Origin of the sequence: Paenibacillus sp. JMULE4 (assembly GCF_013337105.1) — a bacterium.
In the GTDB taxonomy this organism is placed as follows: Bacteria; Bacillota; Bacilli; order Paenibacillales; family NBRC-103111; genus Paenibacillus_G; species Paenibacillus_G naphthalenovorans.
In genome coordinates, this window is the sequence record NZ_SGWF01000020.1 from 204,129 (window position 1) to 219,319 (window position 15,191).

General features: G+C 50.1%; 14 protein-coding genes and 2 pseudogenes. 7 read left to right on the forward strand and 9 right to left on the reverse strand.

Annotated features, from left to right (window positions below):
• Positions 1–8: 8 nt before the first annotated feature.
• Positions 9–1,460 carry a purine-cytosine permease family protein gene (locus EXW96_RS23800; RefSeq protein ID WP_062410020.1) on the reverse strand — a complete coding sequence of 484 codons (1,452 nt, stop codon included), beginning with the start codon at positions 1,458–1,460 and terminating at the stop codon, positions 9–11.
• Positions 1,461–1,737: 277 nt separating this feature from the next.
• Entirely contained in the window at positions 1,738–2,991 is a 1,254-nt protein-coding gene (locus EXW96_RS23805; protein ID WP_309224977.1) for an ISL3 family transposase, read from the reverse strand.
• A gap of 430 nt (positions 2,992–3,421) precedes the next feature.
• On the opposite strand from EXW96_RS23805, the gene EXW96_RS23810 reads away from it, so the two are divergent.
• Together EXW96_RS23810 and EXW96_RS23815 are read left to right on the forward strand one after the other, a co-directional pair.
• On the forward strand, positions 3,422–3,853 hold the full coding sequence (locus tag EXW96_RS23810; protein WP_062410021.1) for a DUF1641 domain-containing protein: 432 nt from the start codon (positions 3,422–3,424) through the stop codon (positions 3,851–3,853).
• Between the two features lie 27 nt (positions 3,854–3,880).
• Entirely contained in the window at positions 3,881–5,059 is a 1,179-nt protein-coding gene (locus EXW96_RS23815) for an NAD(P)/FAD-dependent oxidoreductase (protein WP_174351577.1), read from the forward strand.
• 47 nt (positions 5,060–5,106) lie between these two features.
• Here the strand turns inward: EXW96_RS23815 and EXW96_RS23820 are convergent, their stop codons facing one another.
• A complete protein-coding gene (locus tag EXW96_RS23820; protein WP_375256423.1) occupies positions 5,107–6,687 on the reverse strand; it encodes an IS5 family transposase in 1,581 nt (526 codons plus the stop codon).
• Positions 6,688–6,940: 253 nt separating this feature from the next.
• Positions 6,941–7,786, reverse strand: a complete 846-nt coding sequence (locus tag EXW96_RS23825) for a YheC/YheD family protein (protein ID WP_174351578.1) — start codon at positions 7,784–7,786, stop codon at positions 6,941–6,943.
• 163 nt (positions 7,787–7,949) lie between these two features.
• Here EXW96_RS23825 and EXW96_RS23830 point away from each other — a divergent pair, with 163 nt between their 5' ends.
• Genes EXW96_RS23830 through EXW96_RS23840 form a run of 3 tightly spaced genes read left to right on the forward strand, consistent with a single transcriptional unit; the run spans position 7,950 to position 11,156 of the window.
• Entirely contained in the window at positions 7,950–9,161 is a 1,212-nt protein-coding gene (locus EXW96_RS23830; RefSeq protein ID WP_174351579.1) for a phenylacetate--CoA ligase family protein, read from the forward strand.
• A 21-nt stretch (positions 9,162–9,182) separates the two neighbouring features.
• Positions 9,183–10,157 carry a 2,3-diaminopropionate biosynthesis protein SbnA gene (gene sbnA, locus EXW96_RS23835; protein ID WP_174351580.1) on the forward strand — a complete coding sequence of 325 codons (975 nt, stop codon included), beginning with the start codon at positions 9,183–9,185 and terminating at the stop codon, positions 10,155–10,157.
• The gene (locus tag EXW96_RS23840; protein ID WP_254611542.1) at positions 10,158–11,156 is read left to right on the forward strand and encodes a 2,3-diaminopropionate biosynthesis protein SbnB; all 999 of its coding nucleotides are present in this window, start codon (positions 10,158–10,160) and stop codon (positions 11,154–11,156) included.
• Positions 11,157–11,371: 215 nt separating this feature from the next.
• On the opposite strand, the gene EXW96_RS23845 is transcribed toward EXW96_RS23840, so the two are convergent.
• From EXW96_RS23845 to EXW96_RS23865, 5 genes are read right to left on the reverse strand one after another with little or no spacing between them, the layout of a single operon-like run.
• Complete coding sequence (locus tag EXW96_RS23845; RefSeq protein ID WP_174351581.1) at positions 11,372–12,331, reverse strand: ABC transporter substrate-binding protein; 960 nt, start codon at positions 12,329–12,331, stop codon at positions 11,372–11,374.
• Entirely contained in the window at positions 12,324–13,106 is a 783-nt protein-coding gene (locus EXW96_RS23850; protein ID WP_062410025.1) for an ABC transporter permease, read from the reverse strand. Before EXW96_RS23850 ends, EXW96_RS23845 begins: the two co-directional genes overlap by 8 nt.
• 18 nt (positions 13,107–13,124) lie before the next feature.
• Complete coding sequence (locus tag EXW96_RS23855; protein ID WP_062410026.1) at positions 13,125–14,141, reverse strand: ABC transporter substrate-binding protein; 1,017 nt, start codon at positions 14,139–14,141, stop codon at positions 13,125–13,127.
• On the reverse strand, positions 14,138–14,398 hold the full coding sequence (locus tag EXW96_RS27900) for a redoxin domain-containing protein (RefSeq protein ID WP_254611543.1): 261 nt from the start codon (positions 14,396–14,398) through the stop codon (positions 14,138–14,140). The genes EXW96_RS23855 and EXW96_RS27900 overlap by 4 nt, the downstream gene beginning before the upstream one ends.
• A gap of 27 nt (positions 14,399–14,425) precedes the next feature.
• A complete protein-coding gene (locus EXW96_RS23865) occupies positions 14,426–14,641 on the reverse strand; it encodes a hypothetical protein (protein WP_174351493.1) in 216 nt (71 codons plus the stop codon).
• 21 nt (positions 14,642–14,662) lie between these two features.
• Between EXW96_RS23865 and EXW96_RS23870 the strand changes: the two are divergent.
• Together EXW96_RS23870 and EXW96_RS23875 are read left to right on the forward strand one after the other, a co-directional pair.
• A pseudogene (locus EXW96_RS23870) lies at positions 14,663–14,783 on the forward strand (bacitracin ABC transporter ATP-binding protein); the annotation flags it as partial.
• A pseudogene (locus EXW96_RS23875) lies at positions 14,773–15,117 on the forward strand (FtsX-like permease family protein); the annotation flags it as partial. The pseudogenes EXW96_RS23870 and EXW96_RS23875, both read left to right, overlap by 11 nt.
• Positions 15,118–15,191 lie beyond the last annotated feature (74 nt).

Consider the following 15,191-nt stretch of genomic DNA (forward strand, 5'->3'; position numbering starts at 1 on the left):
ACCTTCCTCTACCCGTCAGGCGCTTTTCCTCTATAGTAGGAAGGAGGTATCCAATGGGTCTCCCGGTCATACGGAAACTCGGTAAAATAATAAAAGCCTCTCGTGGCTGCAGTCAAAATAATATGCAGTACAGCGCCGACGATCATGGATAAAAAGGATGCATAATATATCGGATATAGCCCCAGCATGCCGAAAACCCCGACAGATACGCCAAATCCCAAAGAAATCAATCCTGTCGGATTCCACCGGTATAAGAAAGGCCTGCGGTATTCGATAAAATCGGTCGGCCCCAGTCTAAGCAGCTTACGGCATACATAATGATCGGCGAGCATGATAAAGATCCATGTATTCGTCAAAATCCCGGTAATCGCCAGCCAGTTTTCGAGGTACTGCACAATATTAAAAGAATAAAACACGCATCCCAATACATAAACTATGATCATCCAAAACTGGCGCCCGGGCTTAAATCGGAAGGCCAGCGAAAACGTATTGGAAAGAGCCAATGAACCGGAATACAAATTCATGACATTCACCCGAAACTGGGTAACCAGAACAAACAGCACTCCCCAGATTCCTATCACCTTCGGGAAAACATAGCCGGAATCCGCAGCCAGCATCTTAGCATCGCCACCTGTAATCGTGGGCATTAACGTGTAAGCAAACAACGGCCCGATGAGGATTGTAACAAACATCGGGACAAGCATGCCGATCATGGCCAGGAATCCTCCCCGATATCCCGAATTTTCTTTTGCAAAACGCCCGTAATCGGCAGCCATAAGACCTTGAAACACCATTTGCCCATTCGCCATCATGAATGCAATCCACATCGAGTGTTCCGGAAGCCACGGCAGCACCCACCGATCCGGTCCCGCAACCTGATAATGATGGGTCAATTGATATAAACAAAGTCCGAGCAATAAGGCGTATATCACGACTCCCCAGGTTTGGAAAATTTGCAGTGCCTTCATTCCATACCATACAAACAACAGCTTGACCAAACCTAATGCCCCAAATATCAAGGTCCCTTCTACCGCATCAAACTCCACATGAAAATATAAGGAAATAGCATGCGTTACAATCGTACCTTCAAATAAAAAATAAAATACATAGTTCATTCCGTAAATGAAAGAGGTAACGGCAGAACCCATATAACCGAAGCCCATGCCGCGCGTCATCAAATCTATGGTCAGCCCTTCTTTGCTGGCTAAACGGATCATCATCATACCGATGATCGTCGAGCCGATAAAAAAATAGCTAAGCGGCCACAGCATATCAGGCCACCCTACGACATAACTCAACTGCGCCCCGAAGGTGAAAAAAAACATGGCCGTTGAGTTGCCGAGCAGAACGGCAATGATGGCCGGAATCGGCCAACGATAATACGAAGGAATCTTACGGATCGCATAATCTTCAATGTGTTCGGATCGAGTGGTTTGTGTCGGACCTTGGAACCATTTCATAGAAATACTCCCTCATAAACTTTCCAGCTTTCCAGCATATATTGAATTCCGGGTTTGTCGTGTGGTTTGGAGCAAAATAGGGAGCACCCTACGAAATAACTTCATGTAATATAATATAACATAAAATGGCTCTTCGCTCTACTGGGTGGGTAGAGGCGCAAATATTAGTTTTATAACCCTTCCGCCTCTAAGAGAATTTCAGAGATTGAAACAGCCCTCAAGAAGAGCACTTGACCGCTGTTTCAATCTCTGAAGCGTGGTATTAAGGCGGTAAGGGTTATTGTGCTCGGCGTGCTCCGAGCGTTGGAAGTCGGAGCTTATTCGCGGTCATGTAGACCATGGCGATCAGATTTTCTACGTTGCGGTAACCTCTGGCTCGCCGTTTGGCTGCTTGCACCAGACCATTAATACCTTCGAGCAAACCGTTCGTCATCTTGCTGTGGAACCAGCGTAATATGCCTTCCTCATGTTGCTTGATCGTCTTGGCTAAGCTAATCATGGGCGAGAGCTTTGATCGAGTGGCCCAGCCGATCCATTCCCGCAAATACATATCCGCCAAAATATGCGGGGTAGTCCAGAGATCCTGTAAGGCCAGCTTAAGACGGTAAGCCCGCCCAGTCTGCAGGTTGCTGTCCTTTAGGCGCAGTAAGGTTTCTTTCTGCTCCGCTTTGAGGTTTGCTTCGTTCTTCAACCAGATGTATTTCGTTCGCTTCAGTTCTGGCATTTGCTTCTGCTCTTGAATTCGAACCTCATCCAGGGCTTCGCCCACCAGCTTCATCACATGAAATTTGTCAAAGGTGATCTCGGCATCAGGAAAATATTCCTCAATGCCTCGGATAAAGGCGGGTGACATATCGCAGCATACTTCTTCAATCTGCTGCGCGGCAGCACCTTTTGTTGTCAGATACGACTTAAAGCGCTCCAACGTATCCATTCCTTTGCCTTCAGTTGCAAACAGCACGGTTTTGCGATCAACATCAACAAACAGGGTAATGTAGCGGTGCCCTCGCCTAGATGACGTCTCGTCAATCGCAATCCGTTTCACCTTGGATATATCAAGCTCTGCCATCGCTTTATCGACGTAGTGATGGAAGATGCGCCACATCCGTGTGTCATGTTCTCTCAGCTCACGGGCTGCCGCATTGACGGGCATTTCCGCCATTAATCGCATCGCCCATGCTTCAAAGAGCAAAGTGAAATGAGAAAGCGGTCTGGCCCACTTCACCGATACTTGCGTTATCTTGTTACACGCCTTGCATTTTACTCGTGGCATTCTGGCGTGCATATATGTTTTCCAATTCCAGAAGTCCAAGTGTCGCCAGGTCTTCTTCTCGGAGTCATATGCTTTACAAGCGATCCCGCATAAGGGACAAGCGAAGGTTGCTCCTCGTGCAAAGTCGATAAACAGGTGCCAAGCTTGATCCATATCGTCAAACTCAACATGCGTCAATTTCCATGGTTCTTCCAACTGTAACGCCACTTTGAACATCTCTGAAATCATATTGTCACTACTGCTTAATGTAGTCCACACTAGTCATCCCGCCCTATTAATCATCTTACAGAGCAGTATTGACTAAATTTCTATTAAGCAGACATTAGCCATGAACTATAGCGAGGAAGCCATAAAATAAATGAATTGTAGCTTCCTTTATGAATATGATCTAAACGGTGTTAGAGGGTATCGCTTCTTTCATAACTAATATTTTCCTGAGTTTTTGGTAAAAAATTGGAGATCGAGGTGGTAAAAATTTTTTAATAAAAAAATGACACAAAATCATGCAAAATGTACAAAATAGGTGTACAATAAGAAAAGTGGCTCGGATGCGTGCAATTCTGTGATCCATTCAATGTGAAGATTTTCACAACGGAAAATATAGTAAATTATGTTTATTATATATAACATCCATATTTGCAGCGACGAGCAAGATACTATTTACACGAAATAAGGAGGAACGTAGCAAATGTTAGAAACAACCATTCAGAAATCGGAACAAGAAACTCCCGCGGTACAAGGGAAGCCGGATGTGCTGGATCAATTGTTAAAGCCTGAAGTGCAAGAATCCTTGACTGTGTTGGTGGATCAGCTTCCGAAGCTCACCGAAATGATGACGCTTCTAACGAAAACATATGATCTGGTGCAAAAAGTAGCTACAGACCGCGTGCTTATTCAAGATATGGTAGGCGGTATCCAGGAAGTGGTCAAACCGCTCGAGGAAAAGGCAAAAGCCATAGCGTCGGCCGCAATCGAAGCCAATGATCGTGCCGAGCAAAGCGATGCCACCATCGGCCTGTTCGGCATGCTGAAATTGCTTAAAGATCCGGAGCTGCAAAGAATGCTGCGTTTTGCGCAAGCGTATCTGGATATTATGAACGAAAGAAAACAAAAAGCCTAATTGATGGAACTGAACGGGGGACTGAACGTGAAAAAGCAAATTTTAATTTTGGGTGGCGGCTACGGCGGCTTGTTAAGCGCCCTTTCCGCTCGTGCAAATTTATCGATAGAAGAAGCTTCGATTACTGTAATCAATCGCTTTGGGACGCATCAAATCATTACGGAGCTGCACCGTCTTGCTGCAGGTAACGTGGCGGAAAAAGCGGTTGCGCTGCCATTGGAAAAATTGTTTAAAGGCAAAGACATCCAATTAAAGGTCGGAACAATTGAACATATCGATTTGGAAGCGCGTAAAGTCTTAGTGGCCGACGGCACAACCTACAACTACGACGCATTGGTTCTAGCTCTTGGCAGCGAAACCAACTTCTTCGGCATTCCAGGTCTTCAAGAAAACAGCTTTACACTGAAATCCGTAAACGATGCTAACCGCATTTACAAGCATGTGGAAGAACGGATTCGCGAATACAGCAAAACGAAAAATAAAGCGGACGCTACTTTCGTTATCGGCGGCGGCGGCCTCACAGGCGTCGAGCTGGTTGGAGAACTTGCGGACGAGCTGCCGGGCATTTGCCGCAAAAACGGCGTGAATTTTGAAGATGTATCGCTCTACCTGGTCGAAGCTATGCTAACCATTCTGCCGATTTTCTCTGCGGATTTGATCGAACGTGCGACAGCGAGCCTGGAAAAACGCGGTGTGCAGTTCTTGACAGGTTTGGCAATTACCGAAGTGAACGGCAACACCGTCAGCTTGAAAGACGGCAGAACCATCGAAACCAACACACTGGTTTGGACCGGCGGCGTACAAGGCAACTCGCTGGTAGCCAACTGCGGTATTGAAGTGAATCGCGGCCGCGCAACGGTGAATGAATTCCTGCAATCGGTATCCCACCCTGAAGTATTCCTCGCCGGCGACTGCGCGGTCGTCTTCGGTCCTGAAGGACGCCCGTACCCGCCAACAGCACAATTGGCATGGCAGATGGGTGAGCTTGTGGGCGCAAACATCGCGGCTTCCTTCAAGGGCGGCAAAATGGACGCGTTTGCTCCGGTCTTCTCCGGAACACTCGCCAGCCTGGGACGTAAAGACGCTATCGGTTCCATCGGCCAAAACGGCATCGAATTGAAAGGCGCACCGGCTTCCATCATGAAAAAAGCGAGCAACGCCCGCTACCTTTCCCACATCAACGGCTTGTTCGCACTTGCTTATTAAAAAAATAGTTTTCCTAAATAGGGCTTGCTGAACAAGATTCGTTCCATTTACACCCAACGTAAGTCTCTAAACCCAAGCAGTCTGAAAAAATGCAAAAAGAGAACACGCAGTCGCCGCTCCAGATTCATGACCAGAAACTGAAGGGCGATGACGGTCAAACTGGTTTCGGCGCCACGCGCCCGAATGCGACCTAGGCCCAATTTGCGCTTGCCTTCTCCAAATTTTCCTTCGATCGCATTACGCTGTACAGCGTCCTGGCGCTCTTGCCGACGATCGGCGACTTCACTTTGCTCTTTCGAGGGTCTGCCGAGCTTCGGGCCACTAAGGCGAATCCCTAGCGTTTTGCAATAGTTCAGGTTGTCTCGATTGCGGTAGATTTTATCGGCTAGAATGACGGCGGGATAATACCCGAATCGCTGTTTGTACGCTTCCACCGATGCTTGCAGCGTGGTTGCCTCGTTGAAGCTGTCCCATTGTGCCGTTTCGATCCAAGCGTAACCGTCCACCAGACTGGCGGCGATTTTGGCGCCGAACTCCACGTTCGCTCCAGCTTTGCCTCGAACCATCGGACGTACATGCGGCTGTTCGATACTCACGATGCGATCGGCGACGATATGTGTCTTCTTCTCCATCATTTCGCGCTGCTGACGGTAGAGCTCCGAGATGATCAGAAGCTGGCGATAGTGTCTTTTGCTCAGTTCCGTGAGAGGCGTATACTTCACGAGGGCTTCAATAATCCGCAGATTCCGTCCCACGTAGCCAAGTTGCTTTTTGATCGCTTTGCGGATCACCTTGCCCGATGCCTTGCGTTGCTTGGAAACACTCAGGTACGATTTTCTGGCTTTCTCGCGGTACGTGCGCGGCTTCTCCATCGCTCCGACATGGGGACGGTGCAGTACGTCGATGATGTCTTCCAGGATTTCACGGGCGTGATTCAGCAGCCCCAAGTCAGTCGGATACTTGATGTCCGCAGGCGCGCATGTCGCATCCAGCATGAGGGTGCCCTTGTTCATGACTTCCGCTGTCGGTGCGGCTGTAGATGGCAGGACGTGTAGCTTTTTCGCCATGTTGCGGGGTTTCTTCGCCACAACAGGGGGCTCCTCGGGAATAGAGAAAGCGTCCCCTACCTCCATGGTGAGCTGCGAGCCGCCCGCGTCGTTGTCGTCGTCATCGCGATCTCGCTTGGACGATTTCGGTTTCGCCTCGACCTCTCGCTCTGCTTGCAGCGCGGCTTGGGCGATCCAGTCGTTGACTTCAGCTAGGATTTCCAAGCCGAGCCGTTCCCGAAAATGCGTGAGCAGGGAGTGATGAAACGGCACTTCATCGACATACGCAGTGTAGCCCAAGAAGAACTGCAAATATGGATTTTCCTGGATTTGTAAGGTGGTCTCGCGGTCACTTAAACCAAGGCGCTCCTTGATGATGAGCGAGCCGAGGGCGATACGTGCCGAGTACGCCTTTTGGCCGATGGCTGGGGACTTGAAAGAGCTCACATATTTCTCTTCTACTTTGTCCCAAGGGATGATCGCCGCAAGCTGCACCCACCGATTGGTTGGATTTAATTTTCCGCCAAAGGGCAAATAGAAGTTTTCCAACAAGTCTGCCATATCTCGATTCAGCACGAACACTTTCGCTCACTCCATCTGCAAGGTTTTTTACCGATTTTCCGTGTTTTCTTTGCAGATGAATTCGACAAAAGTGCCTCTAAACCCTTGTGAGATAAGGATTTTTTGATTTTTCAGCAAGCCCTAAATAACAAGCCTTCGGGATTCCCCGAAGGCTTGTTTGTACATATCTATGTCTGAACCTCCAAACCGATAGGAATGGCCGCTGAAGTCCCCTTCCCTAAGCCCTTTTTACTTGGCAGTACCCTGGCAAAGGTTAGACTACGCCCTGTTTTGATTTCGTGCATCTCAGTTTGTAGGTTCGCCCGTACCCTTTGGCATAGCGAATGATCCGGCGAATCATGCTCCTGTCTTTCAGTTTGGTAAACGGACAAGGATCGGGGTGCGTATTCACTTCGATAATCCACGGCTTAAGACGCCGGTCAAGGGCGATGTCCGCACCGATTTCCCGCATGCCCGGATAGGCGGCGCTTAGCTGCCTGGCGGCCTTAACCCCGATCTTCTTCATTTTTGACATCAAGGCCTTACGCTTCTCTTTGCCGGTGTAAACTTTCAATAATACCTCAACCGGATAAATGGTTCCCCCCTGGCTCCCGTTTGTCACCACCTTGTGCGGATGCGCCACGCGGCCCACAATCCCTGTAGCCTTCCAGCGGCCCTTGGGATTTCGCTGCACCATGACACGGACATCGAACGGCCGGCCGGCGTGAACCAAAAGCCGGACCCCCTTTTGCACCAAATAGGGCCTTCCCCGGGTCTCTTTTAAGATGGCGCGGTAAGCCTTGCCATAATTGGTAAATTGATGCACTCGAATACCCGTCTGATAGCGGTATTTTATCCTCTTCTTCCGGTCTATGACGTCTATGCTGTCTTGGCTGTCATTGCCGCCGCTTTCGGGTATTCGTTCCACACGAATCACACCCTTCCCCTGAGAACCATTGCAAGGCTTGATGTACACTATGGTATACTTTTGCAGCATCGCATACAGCGCATCCCGGTCCATCCTTCTTGTTGCAAGAATGCGTCTTCGCAGCGACTTGTTTCCCCTCAGCACCCTCGTTTTCGTCAGCTTGTTGGAGACACGCCTTATTGCCCGTTTCATTCCGCTCTCCCCCCCCCATAATTCCACTAAATTACATTACGGGAAAGGTGGGACATTTGTTCGGGCATCCGCCCAATGGCAGAACCAAAGGGGAATTTTTACATATGATTTACTATAGGGGTTTGTTTCAGAGCTACAGATTGCAGCGAACGGGGAGACAACCATGATACCGTTGGAGAAATTGCAGGATAAAGTGCGAAAAACAACCAGGATATTTCCCTGGTACAAAGAGCTGATTGGCGGCGATGGCGATATAGCGAGCGGAATCAACCGTTTACAGGAATTGCCTCTCATGACGGCGGACATTTTCGAAACTTATTATTATCACCGCCCGCACGATCCTTCCCTGGCCGTATACCGGACGTCGGGAACCGGCTCGGGCCGTCGAAAAGCCATCCTCTACTCTGAGGAAGACGATACGAACTACATTCAGATCAAGACGAAGCTGTTCGGCGAACTTACCGCAGGAAGCGGCTGCATCAAGGCTTTGGCGGATATGGGTACCGGCCATGCGGCGAATACGGCCCTGGACATATTTGAAAGGCTGGGAATGGAAGGGCGCTCCATTGCCTTCGAACTGCCGATCGAGCGGCACATTGAAGAGCTGCAGACGTTTCAACCCGACCTGCTGTACACGATGCCTTCCATTCTGGACCATATCGTATATGCTACCGAGAACCCGCGTGCGTTCGGGATCCGCAAAATCATGCTGGTCGGGGAAATCGCTCCGCCGGAGTGGCAGCGGAATATGGCCCGCCTGTTCGGTCTTGATCCAAGCGACATCATCGACACCTACGGCTCGATTGAAATCGGCACGATCGCTTATTATTCCCACGATCTGGGCAGATATATTCTTGTCGACGGCCTATTTGCGGAAGGAATCGGGGCGCAGGAATTGGATGAGGGACTCGAGCCGCTTGGAGATAACGAGAAGATCCTGGTGCTCACTTCATTCGTCCGAACCATGCTGCCGGCCATCCGCTTTGTAACCTACGACGTCGTCAGGGACTTCAGGCCCGTGATGGTCGACGGCGTAATGAAGCAGAGCTTTCAGTCCATTGTCAAACGGGTGGGGCGAGAACTAAAGCATGGGGAAAAAATCAGCCTGTACGATATCGAGCAGGCCGTATACCGGCATGTCGAAGATGCGATCATCCGGGTCAAGGTGCGAAACAATGTGTTGGCCGTGCAAATTAAAAGCAAATCGGAAATGGACTCCGTCCTTCCGGCCATCCGGGAGGAAATCAGGGCGTGCATTCCGGAAATCGGCATGATGATTCGGAACCGTTTGCTTGATGACATCGAAGTCATTGCGGTGGGGGAAGACCAACCGCTGGAGAACGGGAGGGTCAAAAACAAAAAGATCTATTACTAGATCAGCAAAGGTTGGGTTGTCATGGACATCAATGGCGGTATTTTGTCGGTCATCGGAAATACGCTTCTGGTTAAGCTGAGCAGCCTGTTCCGGGACCGCGATCTTGAAGTCTATGCGAAATTGGAGCTGATGAACCCCGGCGGAAGCGCGAAAGACCGCCCCGCCCTGCGGATGATCCGGGAAGCCTGGAAGGAAGGGAAGATTGGCCCGGGGACGGTTGTCGTCGAATCCAGTTCAGGTAATATGGCGATCAGCCTGGCAATGATTTGCAAATACCTGGGGATGCGCTTCATCAGCGTGATCGACCCGAAGACGACGGAGAATAACATCCGAATCCTGAAGGCTTCGGGCGCGGAAATCGACTATGTCGCCGATCCCGATCCGGAATCCGGAGAGTTTCTTCCTGCAAGGCTGAAACGCGTGCAGCGGCTTCTGGCGGAAATCCCGGGCAGTTTCTGGCCGAACCAATATGCGAATACGAACAATTACTTGGCTCACTACCATACGACCATGAAAGAAATCGTGGATCAACTCGGCCGGGTGGATTATTTGTTTTGCGGCGTCAGCACGTGTGGAACGCTTCGGGGCTGCGCGGAATATGTAAAGGATCACGGGTTGGCAACCCATATCGTGGCCGTAGACGTAGAGGGCAGCGCCATTTTTAGTGCGAATAAGAGCAGACGGCGGTTCCCCGGGCTGGGCGCCGGCATCGTGCCGCCCTTCTGCAAAACGGATATCATCGACCGGATCGTGCATGTCTCGGACTGGGATATCGTCACCGGCTGCCGGGCATTGGCGCAAAAGGAATCGATCATGGCCGGGGCGTCCTCCGGGGGTGTCATCGCCGCCGTCAGGCATATGGAGCAAGAGCTTGTCCCGGGAGCGAAATGTGCGGTCATCCTGCATGACCGGGGCGAACGCTATCTCGATACCGTATATTCGGACGCATGGATCGAGAGCGAGTTCGGCCGGGGGCTTCCGGCAGGAGATGATTGATTGACGCTACCGATTACGAAGGGAGGAAGCGGCATGCTATATATCTACGACCGGAAAATCCGCGCGATCGGCATGGACTGGCAGGCTCTGGCCGAAATGGCGGATTCCACGGTACACATTGTCGATTCCGGGGATTTCGCGCAGCCGGTCAAGCCGTATTTGCGGTACAACAATCTCAAAAACCGGATCATTGCGATGCCCGCTTATGTCGGGGGAGACGTGAATGCCGCGGGAATCAAGTGGATTTCCAGCTTTCCGGATAATATCCGGATTGGCCTTCCCCGAGCGCATAGCGTCATCGTATTGAATGACCCCGACACGGGCCGCCCTTCCGCCATCCTGAACTCGCCGCTTCCCAGCATCGTGAGGACTGCGTCCGTCAGCGGGCTGATGATCCGGCATTTTCTGCAGGCGCGTTCACTCGAGCGGTTTCATCTCGGCATTATCGGTTGGGGGCCGGTAGGACAGTATCATGCCCAAATGGCCGAATCCTTATATGGGGACAAGATCGAACGCATCCGGGTGTATGATATCAGGGGAGTGGATTTGTCCGGAATCGCTTCTCCTTACCGGGACCGGATCACGGTCGAAAAGACGTGGGAGGACGTTTACCGGCCGTCCGATATTCTCATTACGTGTACCGTATCGGAGAACCGGTATATTGATAGTCCCCCTGGAAAAGGCAGCCTTTTGCTGAATGTTTCCCTGCGCGATTACAAGCCGGAAGCGTTAGCCTCGGTGAAAACCGTCATCGTCGACGATTGGGATGAAGTGTGCCGCGAGAACACCGATATCGAACGGCTCCATCTGGAACGGGGGCTGGCCCGCAGAGATGTCCAAACGCTTGCCGATGTCGTCTGCCGCGACAGCCTGGCGGAAATTGCCGACGACGAACCCGTCTTCTTCTGCCCGATGGGCATGTCCGTCTTCGATATCGCGACGGCAGTGTATTATATGAAGCTGGCGGAAGAAAGAGGGCTTGGGGTAGAATTGGACTGAGGCGGTGGGGGGGCGGATATAACCGATCCCGGACGCCGCTGAACGCCGAAGACTTTTGAACGGGTAAGCTCAGATAAACATCCGCTGTAAAAACGAGCGTAGCTCATCCTTTTCCACCCTGCTCCCGGCCGTTCCTTTTCCCCAGTGGCAACCGATTTTCCCGAATGCTTCAAGCCGGTAAAAGATCCTTTTCTAAGGAACCATTTCTTTGACGTTCAAAGTCCCGGCCCGTTCTTTTTGGAAGCCAAATAATCGTAAAGCTTCTGTTGTCCCGATACGATGCTGTCAAGGAAGGGAGCGGTGCCGTACGCTTTGCGCTCAAACGAGGAGAGCCACATCAAATGTTCAATGTCGGTATGCTCCGTTAAGATGTCGGCGGCATCGTGAATATTAGTCATCGTCCATTCCCCGTGACGCTGAATCATCTGCAATGCCGACTTGTAAATTTCCTCTCTTTGGGCATAACGGTCCGAGGCTGCAATGTAAATATCCCGAGTGCCTATTTTTCCGGTCGCATCGACAACAATACGTATCCCCTGAGGCTCCAATTGACTAATCAGGGGCTCCGAAATCACCCAAGCGTCAGCCTTGTGGCTGGAATAGGCATCCAGCAGCTCCTGGCCAAGCTCCGAGTTCGGTTTTATATCCTTCATGGACAACCCGGCCTCTTCCAACACCTGCAGCAATAATAAATGTTCATTCGTTTTAGGAGCGAACGCTACCTTCTTCCCTTTTAAGTCGCCGGCTTGGAAAATCGTTGAATCCAGCGGAACAATGACCGCATAAGCCGCCGGATTGCTTGGCTCCGCAGCCAGATAAACGATGGGTGTATCCGGGTCGTGAAGAAAAGCGGGAACCGCTTCTCCCACGGACCCGAGGTCCACTTGTCCTGCCTCAATGGCCTGAAACAAAGAAACATCGTCCTCATACAAAACCCATTCTAATCCGACATGATGTTTCTCCGTCAGTCTCGACTCCAAATCCCCTTTCTTCATGACAGCCAACAACATGCTGTTGGGGGTATAACCGATCCGAAACACATTTGGATCAACGGGAGGACGGGAAGAACCGCGAGGCGAGGAATTCTGAAAACAACCGGCCAGGAGCATTGCCATCATCAATAAAAGAAAAAAGGCCGGCCCATGTTTGCCGGCCTTGCGTACTGCATTACGCATTGACAGAGAGTCCTTTCTTCCATCTGGTGAAACGGGCCTCAATCACAGCGAGGATATAATTCAGTAATAATCCCAGAAATGCCAAAACAATAATGCCGGCATACATATCGGGAATTTGGAAAATTTCCTGCGAATTTAAAATGTAAAATCCAAGGCCTGCGGATGATCCGATCATCTCGGCAGCCACCAGCGCTGTAATACAATAGGCTCCGCCCAGGCGAATGCCGGTAAAGATGCTCGGCGCCGCAGCGGGAAGAATGACCCGGAAAAAGAGGAAGCTTTGCGAGCCACCCATGGATTTCGCAGAGTCAATCAATAGTTTGTCGACATATTTCACACCGCTTACGGTATTTAACAGGATCGGCCAGAAAGAAGCCCATAGAATGATCGCAGTTTTGGAAGTTTCCCCGATTCCGAGAAATAAAATAAATACGGGGAACAAGGCAAAAGCCGATATTTGACGAAACAATTGAAGCAATGGATCGACAATCGCTTCGAATCGCTTAAACCAACCCAAGAATAATCCAAGCAGCGTGCCTGCTACGATGGCCAACAGCAGCCCCGACAACGAGCGTTGAAGACTGGCGAACACGTGAACCCATAAATTACCGGTCGAAAACAGCTTCGTAATGGAAACGACAACGCTGGACGGCGGGCTTAAGAAGGCTTTATTCACAATGCCGAGTGTCGGCAGCAATTCCCAAACCAGTAAGAAAAGAATGATGCCTAAACTTCGGTCGGCAGATGACCTGATGATCCTGATGAAACGTCCCATTTCATTCCCCCCTCAACTTTACTTTACGGTCACGGCGCTGGCGCTGGACGCTGCTTTCTCGGCAAACGGATTAAATTCGTTCGTGTAGACGTCTTTTACGCTTATCTTTCCTTTCGGAATCATGCCCTCGTTCTCAAGAATGTCGATATAATATTGAATCGGGGGCTCAGTAATGACGAGATCTTCCACATAAGCGAACCGATCAATGAATTCGACATCCATATCCAAACGCTTGGCGATAATTTTCCTGGCTTCTTCCGGATTTTCGTTAACCCAGTTCGCTGTTTTCGCAATGGTTGTTACGAAATCCTTCACCGCTTCGGGATGCTCTCTCATAAACTTCCCGTTGACGCTGTACGGAGCCATACCGCCGAGCCCCTTGTCAAGATCATAGTCGCTCCAAAGCTTCACAAGATCCTCGTTTTTCTCCGCTTTCCCCGACAGCGGAGCGTGCAGGATGGCCAAATCGATTCCGCCTTGAAGCAGCGTTTGTTCCATCTTTGTTTCCGGTACGACGAGGAAGTTGATCTTGCTTACATCCACGCCTTGTTCTCTAAACCATTTCTTCGACACGAATTCGGCGCAAGCTCCAAAGCTGTTAAATCCGATGGTCTTCCCTTCCAAATCCTTCGCTGTCGTAATCCCGCTGTCCTTCCGAACGAAATACTTCATATGAGGCGCTTCTTCCAGCGTTTTTCCTCCCGCGGAGATGACTTTAATATCCGCACCGCTGGAAATCGCGGAGATGACAAGAGGCACCATTCTTGTTCCAAAATCGATATCTCCTGTGCCCACCAGCGGGATAATTTGCGGAGAGGCAACGGCGCCGACATACTTCGGTCTCGTGCTGGTTCCTTCAAAATAACCGAGTTCATCCGCAAGATAGACCAAATCGAATCCCGGATTATCCGGATATTTAAACTCAACGATGGACTTTCCCGAAGAATCGACCGCCTGATTCGAACTGCCGCAGCCGGCCAGTACCCCCATCATGCCTATGATGACAGTAATAAACAACAGCTTTGCTTTCTTCATTTCACCTCTACCTCTTTTCGTCTACTGGCCCAGAAATTCAGCAGCACCGGCTTTCCCCGATAGTCCGATAGCCGAACCCACTCCCCCTCCAAAGACTCCAGAAAAAAATCTTCCGCAGCCGGTCGGTCCAGGGTTTCTTTCGTATCTGCCCGAACATGGTTAACTATCGCAACGATCACAAGGATGATGATCACAAGAAGGGCGAACCGGTTTCGAGTCCGGTCCCCCCGCTCCGCTTCATAATGCTTGTCTCTCAATGGCCATCGCGCTCCTTACGATCGAGTTTACAGCTTGGATGCTCTGCGGCGGGAAACGACTGCGATCGAAACGATGGCTAACACAAGCGCTAACCATGAGATTAACGCGGCAGAAGATTGCACCCAGTTGGATTGGGCTTGATGAGAAACGGCATGGTGGTCGCCTGCGTTATGCCCGCCGCCCGGGGCTACTTTGGTCACCGAAGCCGGTTGATCCGAACCCGCATCGCCGGTCCATTCCACAACGGAACCGTCGGAATAGGTCTGATAAGCCTTCCAGACGGGCAGATGTATACACAATTAAATAAAGGTGAAGAGACAAACGTTCTTTCAAGATATTATGAAAACCCAAGGTGTATTGGGCGGGGTGCAGCATGAGCATTAAACAATTTATATTTCGTAATCTGAAAAAAAATCTAAAAAATTACTATCTTTATGTCTTTGCCTTAATTTTTACCGTTGCCCTTTATTTTGCCTTTGTCACATTGCAATATGACCCGTCAATGGAGGCAACAAAAGGCTCGATTAAAGGTGCCGCTGCCATTCGAACAGCATCCGTATTACTTGTTGCCATTGTGACCATCTTTCTCTTATATGCCAATAACATCTTCATTAAACGGCGCAGCAAAGAAATTGGCTTATTTCAATTATTCGGCATGACAAAAGGCAAAATATTCTCCATTCTTACTGCCGAAAACTTTATCCTTTATTTCGGTTCAAAACCGAAATCAGTGCTTGACGAATTGATCGAAGGCTAAATATGGAAAAACATCTGCTAATCCTGTATTGTTGT